At 63.4% G+C, this 13,250-nt stretch carries 15 protein-coding genes and 3 pseudogenes; 10 read left to right on the forward strand and 8 right to left on the reverse strand.

Going from position 1 to position 13,250, the window contains the following annotated elements; all coding sequences use genetic code 11:
- The first annotated feature begins 3 nt into the window (after positions 1-3).
- The 8 genes from phnG to phnN are packed head-to-tail and all read left to right on the forward strand — an operon-like array spanning position 4 to position 6,247.
- Complete coding sequence (gene phnG, locus RHIZ70P_RS20275; protein WP_181904084.1) at positions 4-453, forward strand: phosphonate C-P lyase system protein PhnG; 450 nt, start codon at positions 4-6, stop codon at positions 451-453.
- Positions 450-1,007 carry a phosphonate C-P lyase system protein PhnH gene (gene phnH, locus RHIZ70P_RS20280; protein WP_115672277.1) on the forward strand — a complete coding sequence of 186 codons (558 nt, stop codon included), beginning with the start codon at positions 450-452 and terminating at the stop codon, positions 1,005-1,007. The genes phnG and phnH overlap by 4 nt, the downstream gene beginning before the upstream one ends.
- A 3-nt stretch (positions 1,008-1,010) precedes the next feature.
- Positions 1,011-2,117, forward strand: coding sequence for a carbon-phosphorus lyase complex subunit PhnI (locus RHIZ70P_RS20285; protein WP_115672278.1), 1,107 nt, complete (start codon positions 1,011-1,013; stop codon positions 2,115-2,117).
- The gene (locus RHIZ70P_RS20290; protein WP_235842291.1) at positions 2,104-3,003 is read left to right on the forward strand and encodes an alpha-D-ribose 1-methylphosphonate 5-phosphate C-P-lyase PhnJ; all 900 of its coding nucleotides are present in this window, start codon (positions 2,104-2,106) and stop codon (positions 3,001-3,003) included. The genes RHIZ70P_RS20285 and RHIZ70P_RS20290 overlap by 14 nt, the downstream gene beginning before the upstream one ends.
- Positions 3,000-3,830, forward strand: a complete 831-nt coding sequence (locus tag RHIZ70P_RS20295) for an ATP-binding cassette domain-containing protein (protein WP_115672279.1) — start codon at positions 3,000-3,002, stop codon at positions 3,828-3,830. Before RHIZ70P_RS20290 ends, RHIZ70P_RS20295 begins: the two co-directional genes overlap by 4 nt.
- Before the next feature lie 7 nt (positions 3,831-3,837).
- Positions 3,838-4,542 carry a phosphonate C-P lyase system protein PhnL gene (gene phnL / locus RHIZ70P_RS20300; RefSeq protein ID WP_210209765.1) on the forward strand — a complete coding sequence of 235 codons (705 nt, stop codon included), beginning with the start codon at positions 3,838-3,840 and terminating at the stop codon, positions 4,540-4,542.
- A complete protein-coding gene (locus RHIZ70P_RS20305) occupies positions 4,539-5,687 on the forward strand; it encodes an alpha-D-ribose 1-methylphosphonate 5-triphosphate diphosphatase (protein ID WP_115672280.1) in 1,149 nt (382 codons plus the stop codon). Before phnL ends, RHIZ70P_RS20305 begins: the two co-directional genes overlap by 4 nt.
- Complete coding sequence (gene phnN, locus RHIZ70P_RS20310) at positions 5,684-6,247, forward strand: phosphonate metabolism protein/1,5-bisphosphokinase (PRPP-forming) PhnN (RefSeq protein ID WP_115672281.1); 564 nt, start codon at positions 5,684-5,686, stop codon at positions 6,245-6,247. The genes RHIZ70P_RS20305 and phnN overlap by 4 nt, the downstream gene beginning before the upstream one ends.
- A gap of 144 nt (positions 6,248-6,391) precedes the next feature.
- On the opposite strand, the gene RHIZ70P_RS20320 is transcribed toward phnN, so the two are convergent.
- Together RHIZ70P_RS20320 and RHIZ70P_RS23515 are read right to left on the reverse strand one after the other, a co-directional pair.
- Positions 6,392-7,078 (reverse strand): transposase, encoded by a 687-nt coding sequence (locus tag RHIZ70P_RS20320; RefSeq protein ID WP_419178319.1) that lies wholly within the window; start codon positions 7,076-7,078, stop codon positions 6,392-6,394.
- Complete coding sequence (locus tag RHIZ70P_RS23515; protein WP_419178320.1) at positions 6,997-7,242, reverse strand: hypothetical protein; 246 nt, start codon at positions 7,240-7,242, stop codon at positions 6,997-6,999. Before RHIZ70P_RS23515 ends, RHIZ70P_RS20320 begins: the two co-directional genes overlap by 82 nt.
- Positions 7,243-7,417: 175 nt before the next feature.
- Here RHIZ70P_RS23515 and RHIZ70P_RS20325 point away from each other — a divergent pair.
- Positions 7,418-8,401, forward strand: a pseudogene (locus tag RHIZ70P_RS20325) (IS5 family transposase); the annotation flags it as partial.
- Positions 8,402-8,631: 230 nt separating this feature from the next.
- Positions 8,632-8,778: a hypothetical protein gene (locus tag RHIZ70P_RS20330; RefSeq protein ID WP_115672283.1), complete on the forward strand. Its 147-nt coding sequence runs from the start codon at positions 8,632-8,634 to the stop codon at positions 8,776-8,778.
- A gap of 167 nt (positions 8,779-8,945) precedes the next feature.
- On the opposite strand, the pseudogene RHIZ70P_RS20335 reads toward RHIZ70P_RS20330, so the two are convergent.
- The 6 genes and pseudogenes from RHIZ70P_RS20335 to RHIZ70P_RS23335 all read right to left on the reverse strand — a co-directional run bounded on the left by RHIZ70P_RS20335 (position 8,946) and on the right by RHIZ70P_RS23335 (position 12,804).
- A pseudogene (locus tag RHIZ70P_RS20335) lies at positions 8,946-9,910 on the reverse strand (hypothetical protein).
- Positions 9,911-10,289: 379 nt separating this feature from the next.
- Positions 10,290-10,458: pseudogene (locus RHIZ70P_RS23330) on the reverse strand (NADPH-dependent 7-cyano-7-deazaguanine reductase QueF); the annotation flags it as partial.
- Positions 10,459-10,481: 23 nt separating this feature from the next.
- Positions 10,482-11,222 (reverse strand): 7-carboxy-7-deazaguanine synthase QueE, encoded by a 741-nt coding sequence (gene queE / locus RHIZ70P_RS20345; protein ID WP_115672284.1) that lies wholly within the window; start codon positions 11,220-11,222, stop codon positions 10,482-10,484.
- Positions 11,219-11,575: a 6-carboxytetrahydropterin synthase QueD gene (queD, locus tag RHIZ70P_RS20350; RefSeq protein WP_115672285.1), complete on the reverse strand. Its 357-nt coding sequence runs from the start codon at positions 11,573-11,575 to the stop codon at positions 11,219-11,221. The genes queE and queD overlap by 4 nt, the downstream gene beginning before the upstream one ends.
- Positions 11,575-12,273, reverse strand: coding sequence for a 7-cyano-7-deazaguanine synthase QueC (queC, locus tag RHIZ70P_RS20355; RefSeq protein WP_115672286.1), 699 nt, complete (start codon positions 12,271-12,273; stop codon positions 11,575-11,577). Before queC ends, queD begins: the two co-directional genes overlap by 1 nt.
- Positions 12,274-12,510: 237 nt before the next feature.
- On the reverse strand, positions 12,511-12,804 hold the full coding sequence (locus RHIZ70P_RS23335) for a PilZ domain-containing protein (RefSeq protein WP_115672287.1): 294 nt from the start codon (positions 12,802-12,804) through the stop codon (positions 12,511-12,513).
- Between the last annotated feature and the right edge of the window lie 446 nt (positions 12,805-13,250).

Genomic DNA, 13,250 nt, shown 5'->3' on the forward strand with positions numbered 1-13,250 from the left:
ATGATGAGACCAGAAAGAGAAAACTGGGCGGCGGCATTGTCCGCTGCTGACAACGGCAAGGTCGCCGCCCTGGCTGACCGCATACGCGCCCGCGCCGAGGTGGAGCCTCTCGTCCCGCCCCGCGAAGGGCTGATGTTGATGCAACTGCGCGACAGCGTGGCCGGGGCGGCGTTCCATCTGGGCGAGATTCCGATGGCCCGCGTCCATCTGCGCCTGACCGTGCCCGAGGGGGCGGCCGAGGGCGGGGCCGCGCTGATGAGCGACGATCTGGCGCTCGTCACGCGGTTGGCCATTCTGGACGCGGCCTTGATGGCCGACCTGCCCGAGGCACCGGAAATCGAGGCGCTGCTGGCTGCGGGCATGGCGGCGCGCACCGAGGTGCAAGCGCGGCGCGCACTGGCGCTCGACCGCACCCGCGTCGATTTCCAGCTTTTGTCGGAGGATGAGGCATGAGCGTGCTGGACCTGCCCCGCCTCTGGCGGCCCGAAACACATCAGGCGCTGTTCCGCCGCATCCTTGACGTGGCCGCGCGTCCCGGCCAAATCGCGGACTTGTCAGACCTGCTGGACGGTCGGCCCGCAGCACTGGCCGCACTCGCGACCTTCTGCGACAATACGCAGACGCTGGCAGACCTGACGGGAACGTTGACGGACACCGACCTTGCCTTTCTCGACGTGGGAACTGACACGGCAGAGCGTGCCGGGTTCATCCTGGCCAATGGCACGGAGACACCGGGGTTCACCCCGCGCCTTGGCTCGCTCGATGCGCCTGAAGCGGGTTCCACGATCCTGGTCATGGTCAAAAGCCTCACGGGTGGCGCGCCGCTGACGCTTGCCGGGCCGGGCATCCGGTCTGAGATGCGGCTTGCGCCGCAGGGTCTTGCGCCCGGCTGGGTGGTTGCCCGCGCACGCTGGTGCGCCGATTTTCCCATGGGGGCGGACATGGTGCTGGCCGATGCTGCGCGCCTTTCTGTCCTGCCCCGCACAACCAAAGTCAAAGGAGCCTGAGCCATGGCCTATGTTGCCATTCGCGGCGGGGCTGACGCGATCAAGGGCTCAGCCCGCCTGATGGACGCGCTGCGCGCCATGGGCGATACCGCACCGCTGGAGCTCGACCAGATCGAACGTCAGATGCCGCTTCTGCATTCCAAGGTGCTCTCCGAGGGCAGCCTCTATCACCCGCGCCTTGCTTCGCTGGCGCTGAAGCAATCGCTGGGCGACAGTCTGGAGGCCGCGTTCTTCCTGCGTGCCTATCGCTCGACCAAGCCGCGCCTGGGCGAGACCGCGCCGCATGACATACGGAACATGCGCGTGATCCGCCGCATCTCGGCGGCGTTCAAGGACATTCCCGGCGGGCAGATGCTGGGCGCGACGCCCGATTACCTGCACCGGCTGTTTCGTTTCGAACTGATGGACGAGGGCGCGGAGCGGTTTGACGAGATCGCGCGCGACTGGCTCGGCAACCGGCCCGTGGGCGACACGCCTCTGACCTTCCCCAAGGTGCTCGACAGCCTGCGCGACGAGGGCCTACTCGCCCCGCTGGCCCAGAGCGACGAGCCCCCCTTCGACATCACCCGCGCGCCGCTGATTTTCCCCGTGCCGCGTTCGGCGCAACTGGCCACCATGGCACGCGGCGAGACGGGCGGTCTGCTGGCGCTCGCCTATTCCAACATGCGCGGCTATGGCGATGTGCATCCCACGGTCGGCGAATTGCGCGTGGGCTATGTGCCGGTGATGATGCCGCACCCGGTGACGGGCAAGCCGATGGAATCAGGCGAGGTTTTGGTCACCGAATGCGAGATCGTCGCAATGTTCGAGAAATCCGACGACGGCGCGCCGGTCTTCACCCTGGGTTACGGGGTCTGCTTTGGTCATAACGAAGTCAAGGCCATCGCCATGGCGGTGCTGGACCGCGCAATCAGCGTCGCCAAGGAAAAGGGCCGCGTCGCCAATCCGTCCGAAGACCCCGAATTCGTGCTGCTACATGTGGACGGGATCGAGAGCATGGGGTTCTGCACCCATTACAAAATGCCCCATTACGTTACCTTCCAGTCCGACATGGATCGCCTGCGCGCCGCGCAAGGCAAAGCCGAGGAGGCCACCGATGCACCCCGCTGATACCATGGGCCAGAGCCGTAAGGGCGCGGAATACGGCTTTGCCTTCCTCGACGAGGACGCCAAGCGCGAGCTGCGCCGTTCGATCTTCAAGGCAGTCTGCATTCCCGGCCACCAGGTGCCCTATGCCAGCCGCGAAATGCCCATCGCGCGCGGTTTCGGCACCGGGGGGATGCAGCTGACACTGGCGTTGCTGGGGCCGCAGGACTGCGTGAAGGTCATCGACCAGGGTGCCGACGACAGCGTGAATGCGGCCAATATCCGCAACTTCTTCGCGCTGACTTGTCCGGGCGTGACCGGCACCCTGCGCACCGAAGAGGCGTCCGTCATCCAGACCCGCCACCGCATTCCCGAACTGCCCCTGCGCGCCAATCAGATCCTCGTCTTTCAGGTGCCTTACCCAGACCCGCTGGTCGTGGTTGAACCCAACGCCGCCACGCGGCGGCGGATGCACGGGCGGGCGGATTACGCACGGCTCTGGGTCAAGCTTTACGAAGATATGGTGGCCTTTGACGAGATCACCATCTCGCACCGCTACCCGACACGGATCAACGGGCATTACATCATCGACCCCTCGCCGATCCCCCGCTGGGACGTGCCGAAGCTGCATCAGGCTGAGTGCCTTTATCTCTTCGGCGCGGGGCGGGAAAAGCGCATTTACGCCGTGCCGCCGCATACGGATGCCGTGCCCATCACCTTCAACGATGTGCCCTTCCGGGTCGAGGATTTCACCGACCGCAAGATCGGCAAACGCCATGTCTGCCGCCGCTGCGGGGCTGATGACAGCTTCCTCGACGAATTTCTCAATGACGATGGTGCCCGCGTTTTCCAATGCTCGGACGCCGCGCATTGCGACATGCGCCTTGAACGGCTGGAGGCCGCAGAATGAAACCGATCCTCGATGTTGACAACCTGACCCGTATCCACGGTCCCGGCTGTCCCGCTTGTCTGGACGAGACCGGGCCGGAGCATGACACCAACATCTGCTGCCACTGCGGGTCGGTGGTGGCCGTCGCCGGGGCCTCGTTCCGCCTGCACAAGGGCGAGGTGCTGGGCATCATGGGCGAGTCCGGCTCGGGCAAGTCCAGCCTCGTGAAGATGCTTTATTTTGATGACAGGCCCACCGCTGGCCGCACGAGTTTTTACGACGAGGGCACGGCGCATGACCTCTTCACCCTGAACGAGGCGCAGCAGTTACGCCTGCGCGACACTCGGATGGGGATGGTCTACCAGAACCCGTCGCTGGGACTGAATTTCGACATTTCGGCCGGGGGCAACATCGCCGAGCGGCTGCTAATGTCGGACGAACTCAACTACCGGGTGATCCGCGAGAAGGCCACCGCCCTTCTGGCCCGGACCGAGGTGCCGCCGGCGCGGATGGACGAGCTTCCGCGCAACTTCTCGGGCGGGATGCAGCAGCGCGTGCAGATCGCCCGCGCGCTCTCGACCGGCGCGCCGCTTCTGTTCCTCGACGAGGTGACGACGGGGCTCGACCTCTCGGTGCAGGCGCGCATTCTCGACCTGATCATGGAGTTGCAGGAGGTCACGGGCGTGTCGATGCTTGTGGTCACGCATGATCTGGGCGTGGTGCGCCACCTGACCACCCGCACGATCGTGATGAAATACGGGCGCATCATCGAAGCCGGGCTGACCGACCAGATCCTTGAGGATCCGCAGGCGGCCTACACCCAGCAACTTGTCTCCAGCGCATTGTGAGGGCCTGATGGACACCATTCTTTCCGTGCGCGATCTGGGCAAGGGGTTCTATATCCATGACCGCGCAAAACATGTGCCCGCCGCGATGGGCATCAGTTTCGATCTGAAGCCAGGGCAACTCACCGCCTTGGTGGGCCCCTCGGGGGCAGGGAAATCCTCGCTTCTGAAAGCGATCTATCGCACCTATGTGCCGTCCTCGGGGCAGGTGATCTATCGCACCGCCGTGGGCGATCTGATCGATCTGGCCTCTGCGCCCGAGACGCAGATCACCGATCTGCGCCGGGCCGAGATCGGCTTTGTGACACAGTTCCTGCACTGCCTGCCGCGTCTTTCCACGCTTGACGTAGTGGCCCGGCCGCTCTTGCAACAGGGCGTCGCGCGTGACGCCGCGCATGAGAAGGCGGCACGGATGCTGGCGGCGCTGGCGATCCCCGAGCAGCTTTGGGACGCCACGCCCGCGACCTTCTCGGGTGGCGAGCGGCAGCGGGTGAACATCGCCCGCAGCTTTACGCAAGGGGGCCGTCTGATGCTGCTGGATGAGCCCACGGCCAGCCTCGACCCGGTCGCGCGGGAAAACGTCTGCGCGATGATCGAGGCCGCCAAGGCCGAAGGGGCTGCGATGGTCGGTATCTTTCACGACATGGCGCTGGCGGACCGGCTGGCCGATCTGAAAATCTCGGTGGGACGCAAGGCGTTCGAGGATGCAGCATGAGTCAGCATCTGGAAAACGCCCGCATCGTCACGCCCGAGGGCGTGCATCACGGCAGCCTGACGATCGAGGACGGGCGCATCGCAGCGCTTGGGCAGGACGCGCCCAAAGGGGCTACGCGCATCAACCTTGGCGGCGATCTGCTCTTGCCCGGCCTGATCGACCTGCACGGCGACGCCATCGAGAAAGAGGTGGAACCCCGCCCCAACGCCTTTTTCCCGCTGCCCGTGGCACTCAACACCATCGACCGGCGCATGGCGGCGGCGGGGGTCACCACGGCGTTTCACGGGATCAGCTTCGCTGAGGGCGAACTGGGCGTGCGCGACGTGGCGTTTGCCGAGACACTCGCCCGCGCACTACATGAATTTTCGGGCGCGGTCGATCACCACGTCCATATCCGCTATGAGCTCACCGATGCGGCCTCCGAGACGCGCGTGACGCGGCTGATTGATGAGGGCGTGGCGTCGCTGCTGTCGTTCATGGATCACACGCCGGGGCAGGGCCAATTTAGGGACGTCGCCGCCTATGGGGCCTATCTGTCGCGCGTCTACGCCAAGGATGAGGGCGAAATCCTTGACCGGATCACCGCGAAACAGGCCGAGGCGGGCAATATCGTGGCCCGTGTCGAACGGCTGGCGCAGCACGCCCGCCCGCATGGTGTGGCTTTGGCGAGCCATGACGACGAAGGGGCGGACCGTGTGGCCTTCATGGCGCGGATGGGCGCCACGATCAGTGAGTTTCCTCTGGATTTGGACACCGCGCGCGCAGGTCGTGCGGCAGAGCTGGTCACGCTCTTTGGTGCGCCGAACGTGTTGCGCGGATGCAGCCAGTCGGGTGCGCTGTCAGCGCGTGACGCCATCTTGGCAGGTGTGGCAGGAGCGCTCTGTTCCGATTACGCGCCGCAGGCCATGCTGCCCGCGATCGGGGTTCTGACCGGCAAGATGGGCCTTGACTGGCCGCAAGCGCTGGACCTCGTGGCCGGTGCCCCGGCTCGCGCGACGGGGCTTGGCGATCGGGGTGTGATCGCGCGGGACAAACGCGCCGATCTGATCCGCGTCCGGGATGTGGGCGGCGCGTTGTCGGTGGCCGCGACATGGGTCGCGGGGGCGCAGGTCTATGGCTTCGGGGCGAGGACCGCAGCGGCATGAGCGGGCGGCTGTTCCTTATCGTCGGGCCCTCGGGCGCGGGCAAGGACACGGTGATCGCGGGCGTGACGGCCCGGCTCTCTCCAGCCGATGATGTGATCCTTGCCCGCCGCATCATCACTCGGCCCCTGCACCCCGGCGGGGTTGAGCAACACATTCCTGTCACGCCCGCCGCCTTCGTGCGGCTTCGCGTGGCGGGGGCCTTTGCGCTGGACTGGGACAGCCACGGGCTGAGCTATGGCGTCGGGGTCGAGGTCCGCGCCTGGCTCGCCGCAGGCATGACGATCATCGCGAACGGCTCGCGCGCGGCGCTGCCTGCCGCGCGGGCCGCGTTTGGCGCGGCGCTCGTTGCCACGGAAATTACCGCCCGGCCCGAGACGCTGGCCGTCCGCCTTGCCGCACGGGGTCGCGAAAGTGCCGGGGACATCGCCGCGCGTCTGGCCCGAACCCGCGGGTTGCCGCCCATGTCGGTCGATCTGACCATCGCGAACGATGGCGCGCCGGACCAAGCTGTTGCCGCATTTCTCGTCACGATCCGGCATGGGGCCGCGCGATGCGCCTGACCTTCCTTGGCACAGGCGGCGATGCGCGGTCGATCGGATCACGGGGATGAGCTTTTCAGTTTCGTGCGACTTGAGGAACGTGTTTCGGCGGACTTTCCGTTGCGGGCGATCCGGACGCTGACGGATGAGTATCTGTGTTTGGTGTCAAGGCGGATTTGGAGTCCAGAGGCGATCCTGAGCGAGCAGGCAGTTTGCCAGGACGAGCAGTTTGCGCATGACGGCGACGAGGATGACTTTGGGTGGCTTTCCGGCGGCTTCGAGATTTTTGGCGAAGCAGGTGAGCGCCGGATTGTAGCGCCGGGCCGACAGGGCGGCCATGTAGAGGGCGCGCCGTGGTGCGGGCCTGCCGGCCCGGATGGAGCGGCGGTCGGTGCGGGCGCCGCTGTCGTTTGCGATCGGCGCGAGACCGGCAAGCATGGCGGCCTGCTTGCCCGAACACCTGCCCAGTTCGTCCATACCCGCCATCAGCGCCCAGGCCGTGATGCGGCCGATGCCGGGAATGGAGGTGAGGATCTCGACCTTTCGGCCCAGTTCCGGATCCTCGCCGATGCACCGTTGGATCTCTGCGTCGAGGCGCTGCACATGCCTCTCCAGGTTCTTGAGGCGGCGCGAAAGCTCACCGCGCAGGAAGGCGGTTGCGGCCGTCTTGGCACGGCTCTCGAGCGCGGTGATCTCGCCCTTTGCCGCCGAGCGCGCATTGACCAGTTCCTGCAGGGCCTCGATGTGCGGGCCTGGCGGCGTATCCGCGCCTAGCTTGAGACTTGCCGCCAGAAGCGCCAGCAGCCGGGCGTCGAGCCGGTCGCCTCCATCACGATGCTTTCCGGCCGGCACCTGGCCAGCATCCGCTTCAACTGGCGGATGCCGGTCGTGTCATTGCCAAACCGCCGGCTTTCGCCGAGCGGATGGAGATGAATGTCGAGCCACTCTTTACACATGTCCACGCCGACGTAGACTGCCGGCATCGCGTTTTCTTCGAACGAAACCTTGCCTTGCATGCGGGACTTGCTCCCCATAATCTGTTCAGGACAAACGCGAGGACGGCCGGACCAATCTCATCCCGGTTCAAGCCAAGGGGCGCGCGGTCCCGACCGTCTGCTCTCCGGCGGATGGCCATCCGCCGGAGAGCACATCAATCATCCAACAATCGATGCCGTTTGAATATGCAAGGTGCTAGCGTCGCTCACCGGTCGGCTCGAGGTGCTTTATGCGCGCGTCGGCCGGCCTTCGATCCCGCCCGAGATGCTGCTTCGGGCAACGCTTTTGCAGGCCTTCTTCTCGATCCGCTCCGAGCGGATGCTGATGGAGCAGATAAACTACAATCTGCTGTTTCGCTGGTTTGTCGGGCTTTCGATGGATGCCGATGTCTGGCATCCAACCGGCTTCACGCACAATCGCGACCGCCTGCTCGAAGCGGACGTGGCACGGGATTTCCTGTCCGCGCTGATGTCGCTGCTCAAGGTCAAGCGGTTGATGTCGAGCGAGCATTTTTCGGTGGACGGCACGCTGATCGACGCCTGGGCAAGTATGAAGAGTTTTCGTCCCAAGGACGGTTCGGGCGATCCGCCTCAGCCGGGACGCAATGGCGAGCGGGACTTTCACGGCGAGAAACGCTCAAACGACACGCACGCCTCGACAACCGATCCCGGTGCGCGGCTGTATCGCAAGGCCAATGGTCGAGAAAGCCGGCTGTGCTACATGGGCCACGCACTGATGGAGAACCGCAACGGGCTTGTCGTCGATGCCGAACTGACGCTGGCGACCGGGCTGGCCGAGCGCGAGGCGACCCTTGCCATGCTCGACCGGCGAAGCGCAAAAAGCCAGCGCATCACGCTTGCCGCCGACAAGGCCTATGATGTCGAAGACTTTGTCGGGAGCTTGCGCGCCCGCAAGGTCAGGCCGCATATCGCCATCAACGGCAGTGTTTCCAAGACCGGCAAGGTCCGCAAAACTGCCATCGACAAGCGCACGACGCACCATCCCGGCTACGGCATCAGCCTGCGCTGCCGCAAGCGCATCGAGGAGGTGTTCGGCTGGATCAAGGCGCAGACCGGTTTCGCCAAAGTCGAAGTCCAGGGCAGACCGAAAGTAGCCGCCGCCTTCGGATTCGCAATCGCAGCATATAACCTCGTCAGACTGCCAAGACCCCCCGCCTAAAGGCAACGAGTGCATGACATTGCAGCCTGGGTGGGGTCACGATTGGAGCCGATGGTGAACCCAGTGGACACCAATTTTGTATATGTAAATCAATCGCGTACTCAGAAAAGTTAAGAGGTCAACCTTCGCTGCTGAGTTACAATGCTTGGCCTGCTGGACGAACCAGCCATGGCAGCATAACTTAAACCAAACGGCCTCCGGCAAACACGGTCCGGTTTACCCTTTATCCGGTGGCCGAGGATATCAGGGCACTGCCATGCCGTCGCTCGATGGATGCGCCAGCGCCCGGCGAGTGGACGATACAGATCAGCCGCCACGGTGATGGCACGATCAGCGGACTGACGATCGGCTGCTGGCTCGCCCGCAACATCGCCTAGGTCCGCGTGGACGGATGACTATCCGTGTTTGCCGCTAAGGCGGAGTTGGAGTCCGGAGGGCGGCGATGCCGACGCAGGACCTGCCGCTCCGGCAGGCCTTGCGCCAGAGATAGCCCACGCTGGCAGATGCCGGGCCATCGAGGAGACGGTCTGAGATCGGCTATCGGCTACCGGATCACCGGCTCGCCATGATACCGGCGCCTGGACGGCCTGGAGACGCCGAAGCCGACTTCCATCATGAGACGCGGCGCAGTCTTCGCCAGTGTTCCCATGTGGAAGCCGAAGGGATCCTCGACAAAGCCGGTCCCGGCCTTTCCCGTCAGCGTGGTCGCGCTGTCTTCACCGTAATAGCCCAGAACGTCCTGCGCCGGGTGACCCACGAGCAGCGTCAGCTGGTGCTTGATGCGCCGACGTATGTGGCTGCCGCGGACATAGACATGGGGACCCGCATCCGCATCGACATCGGACAGGTAGAAGAAGAACTTCAGCATCCGCCAGTCGTCGAGATCGAAATGGAACTTGAACGACGCCCGGCTGAGTTCGGCGTCCGAGGCATTCTTCGTCGGAAAGCTCCACCAGGTGCGCGTGGTGATCAATTTCGCCTCGCCGCCGAGATAATGCCGCGCGACATCGAGGAGCAGCGGGTCCTTCTGAACGGCAACGGCCGCCTCGCATTGCAGGACCCGCTCGAAATGATGGCCGCTCAGTATAGCGCGCCCGAAGCGCCGTTCGGCCTCTGCGTGCTCTCCGGCGAGGAACTCCAGTTTGCGGTCGAAATTGCCGAAGCACGGCGTCTCGCGCGCGAAGCGGGCGATCTCCCCGTGGATCGGCGCAGGCAATGTCAGGCCGGTGAAGATGCCTGTTTTCCTCAGTTCCGAAGCGACGTCCGTCGCCCTGATCGCCCCGAACATTGATTCGGCCGCCGTGGCAGAGGGCGAAACGCGCATGGCGGTCAGCCAGTGCGCCCGGCGGAAAGGCATTGTCCGGGCCAGCACGAACATCGGCAGCCAGCCGGGTTTTCCCGCAGGTCCGTCAGATAGGTGGGCAGGCGCGCTGCCATGCGACGGAGAGGCCCGCCCGTGCGGGCAATGGCTTCGAGGTCATTGGGCTTGGATGGAGGCGTATCAAGCATCTGATCTCCTTGTGCGAAAGGCGTCGTGTCCCACGACGCCTTTCATTCCACAGCCCGCCGGAAGGCTACGCGGTTTTACCCCCTGATGCAACGCAACATGGCGCTTCCCGTACCCTCTTTAGGTAGCAAGCCACTGAGCTGATTGGGGAATTTAAGTTGCTGATGCAAGATGGCAGATACCTGTGCCGGACGTGGATAAACGAAGCCCGTCTGCATTCGGCGGTGCGGATGCAATAGCCAGCGGGAAATACGGTCTGATCCGGCCCAACTGCGATGGTGCCAGCAAATACAGATCACTCATGACGGGTCCTCCTGCCATAAGCGAGAATCAAAACGCCGCCGAATTGGGAAGGCCCTAATTTAATAGGTCCTTGGCCTAGTCTGCGACCAGATGGGCGAAGTCCGGCAGGCCGGTGATGGGGCAGAGCGAAGTGAGTTCCGGCCTGCGGGTTCTCCACCTTCCCCAACAACGCTGTGTGGGTACCTGCCGGCAACGCAGTCGCGCTGCCCAACTGCGTGTGACTGGCATAAATGTCCGTCTTCTCGATCAAGGCTACCTTCTTTCATGGGATCATACACCTCGCTTATTGCCCCAGAGCAGGACGTGGAGCTGCGGCAACACGCGCGGGGTGAACCAACGGTCCTCCGCCAACTTGTTTACGAGCCAGCGCATGCGCTCCATCACGCCCTCAACGTCGATTGGCGCATCCTCAGCCTCCGGAGGTGGCGGCGTGTGGTTGCCGGGCTGGAGATAGAGGGAGATGTGTGGATAGCGCGCTCCGACACCTCGCGCATAGGCATAGTCGTCCTCGTTGAAGACGACGATCTTGAGTGCGATCTCGGGCCCGTCGCCGGCCGCGCGAAGACAGTCCTCGAGCGCCGCCCAATCGGTCTGCATGCCACTCGACGGTGGCTTCGGGCTCAGCACAAGGTTGTTAAGCGCGGCGAACCAATCACGGCAAATAGAGCCCTGCGTTTCGAGCGCGAAGCGATGGCCGGCCGTGTGGCCGATTCGGATTAGTCCGGCAAAATCCTGGATCGCTGGATTGCCGCCGGAAAGCGAGACAAGCAAGGGTACATCGCCTGAAAGCATATTGATCCGCTCCAGCACGGCTTCCGCCGACATGGCCGTCCAGTCGTGGCGATAATGCGGATCAACCGCGTGCAGGCTGTCGCACCACATGCAGCGATAGTCGCAGCCGCCCGTCCTGACGAAAACGGTTGGCTGACCGATGAGGGGACCCTCGCCCTGGATTGTCGGGCCGAAGATTTCGGCAATGCGAAGCACCTCCCCCACTGCGGTCGACTTCATGGACGGTACTCAGCCCAAGTCTTCGGCGTTTCGCTCACGCGTACAGCTGCGGTTTCCGGAAAATTCATCCGGCACCAGTCGAAAAGGTGTCGGGCTAGCCATTCCGCCGTGATCGTGCCGTGTCCGAGCACGTCGTTCAGGTGGCGATGGTCGAACGTCTCATCGAGATACCGTTTCAAGACAGCAAGGTCGTGGTAGTCGCGCACGAAGCCGCGCTCATCGAGCATTTCGGCCGCGAGCTCCACCTCCACGACATAGTTGTGCCCGTGTAGGCGGGCGCAGGGGTGGTCGTCGGGCAGGCTCTTCAACTGGTGCGAGGCTGAGAAGTGGAATTCCTTGGTTATGCGGAACATCACAGCGCTCCCCGTGCGACCGCTTCACACCAGAAACCGGCGTCCTCGTAGTCCGTGGGATCCGGGACGCCCGCGAGGTGGAAGGCCTCGCGCCGTTCGACGCATGTGCCGCATCGCCCGCAATGGTGTTCTCCGCCTTTGTAACAGGACCATGTGAGCGCGAAGGGTGTGCCGTGGCGCGCGCCGTCCTTGACAATCTCTGCCTTCGGCACGGTCACATAGGGGGCATAGAGGCGAATGTTCGCATAACCTTCAAGCGCGTGGTCCTGCATGCGCTGGAACGCGTCGATGAAGCCCGGCCGGCAATCAGGATAGATAAAGTGATCGCCGCCATGAACGGCTGTCGCCACGGCATCCACCTTGCGGGCGGCCGCAATGCCGAAGGCGATCGCTAGCATGATGGCGTTGCGGTTCGGCACGACTGTGATCCTCATGCTCTCCTCGGCATAGTGACCGTCAGGAACATCCACGTCGTCGGTAAGCGCCGAGTCGGACAGGTTGCGGCCAACGGTGCGGATATCGACGATGTCATGGGGAACTTTGAGGCGCTCGGCACAAGCAGTGGCAAAGTCCAGTTCTTTCCGATGGCGCTGGCCATAGTCGAAGGAGATAAGGCCAGCGATGTCGTACTCGGCCGCCACCCTGTGGGCAAGCGAAACCGAATCCAATCCGCCGGAGCAGATGACGAAACATTTCATAATTGGAGTCCTTGTTTTAACCGGGTAGGCTGCGACCGGAGATTTCTCTGCACCCCAACTACGCCATATGGCCGACTTTGTGAATAGACAACCTGCAAAGATTTGGTCATGTTCGAGCGGTCTGCGATGCCATTGCTCGTCAACTATGCGCTTCGTTTCGCTCGACAGCTCATCCTCTCCGCTACCGAAATCCGATCGATCACCCCCTCCGTAGATGGGGTATCGGCCCGGCGCAAATCACCCGTAATGCCACTTGGGTTTAGGCAAGGTTCCATGAAACCGAACGCCTACTCTTTGTCGCTGGCGCCAACGGAGTTCACATGAATAGGCAGTACCGTCCGTCGGCACATAGAGAAGAAAAGAACCAGGCAATGCCGCATATTCGTCAATTTTTAGCTCGGCGCCTTCGGCGTGCATGTTTCGCACCGTGCAGGTGATCTCTGAATTGGTAGCGCTTACAATGATGGTCGCACGCTTCAGAACGCGTGGCCGATGAGCCCGAGGAGGTTTAGGTACAACTGTGTCTTCCATTCTTTCAAATTAGCATCCAATGCTTGGCGATTTATTTACGTCGCCGGAAAGCTGCCATTTCGCCGGACATGTCAGCTATTGATCCAGACATCATTGGCGGATCAGGCCCAGCGCGGAATTGCGCGCGAAAGTCAACGGCGGCTAAAAAACCGACCACGTGGCGGCGCAATAGTCGACCGTTGGTAGCGCTTGACCTGATACCAACCGTCATTGATCAGAACCCTTTGGCCCATTGGCGTCGGCCGATTGACATGATTTTCCATGGGCGCTCCTGCAGTGTTCTCCACGCGTAGCAGCGGTGGTTGACGATATCCTCGTAGGACTTGAAGAGACGGTTTACGAGCCAGTTGTCCGCTGTTCATCGGCGCGTCGACGATGAAGGGGGCCGTCAGGCCATGGCACCGCAGTCCGGCGATGAATATCTGCGTCTCCCATTTGCCGAAGGG

This window comes from Paenirhizobium selenitireducens ATCC BAA-1503, assembly GCF_900492185.1.
GTDB classification, from domain to species: Bacteria; Pseudomonadota; Alphaproteobacteria; order Rhizobiales; family Rhizobiaceae; genus Allorhizobium; species Allorhizobium selenitireducens_A.

Coding starts and splice junctions, on each gene's coding strand:
- RHIZ70P_RS20305 (WP_115672280.1), top strand. CDS start 4,539: ATGAGTCAGCATCTGGAAAACGCCCGCATCGTCACGCCCGAGGGCGTG.
- phnH (WP_115672277.1), top strand. CDS start 450: ATGAGCGTGCTGGACCTGCCCCGCCTCTGGCGGCCCGAAACACATCAG.
- RHIZ70P_RS20285 (WP_115672278.1), top strand. CDS start 1,011: ATGGCCTATGTTGCCATTCGCGGCGGGGCTGACGCGATCAAGGGCTCA.
- phnN (WP_115672281.1), top strand. CDS start 5,684: ATGAGCGGGCGGCTGTTCCTTATCGTCGGGCCCTCGGGCGCGGGCAAG.
- RHIZ70P_RS20290 (WP_235842291.1), top strand. CDS start 2,104: ATGCACCCCGCTGATACCATGGGCCAGAGCCGTAAGGGCGCGGAATAC.
- RHIZ70P_RS23515 (WP_419178320.1), bottom strand. CDS start 7,242: ATGCAAGGCAAGGTTTCGTTCGAAGAAAACGCGATGCCGGCAGTCTAC.
- queD (WP_115672285.1), bottom strand. CDS start 11,575: ATGTTCCGCATAACCAAGGAATTCCACTTCTCAGCCTCGCACCAGTTG.
- queE (WP_115672284.1), bottom strand. CDS start 11,222: ATGAAGTCGACCGCAGTGGGGGAGGTGCTTCGCATTGCCGAAATCTTC.
- RHIZ70P_RS20295 (WP_115672279.1), top strand. CDS start 3,000: ATGAAACCGATCCTCGATGTTGACAACCTGACCCGTATCCACGGTCCC.
- queC (WP_115672286.1), bottom strand. CDS start 12,273: ATGAAATGTTTCGTCATCTGCTCCGGCGGATTGGATTCGGTTTCGCTT.
- RHIZ70P_RS23335 (WP_115672287.1), bottom strand. CDS start 12,804: ATGGAAGACACAGTTGTACCTAAACCTCCTCGGGCTCATCGGCCACGC.
- phnL (WP_210209765.1), top strand. CDS start 3,838: ATGGACACCATTCTTTCCGTGCGCGATCTGGGCAAGGGGTTCTATATC.
- phnG (WP_181904084.1), top strand. CDS start 4: ATGAGACCAGAAAGAGAAAACTGGGCGGCGGCATTGTCCGCTGCTGAC.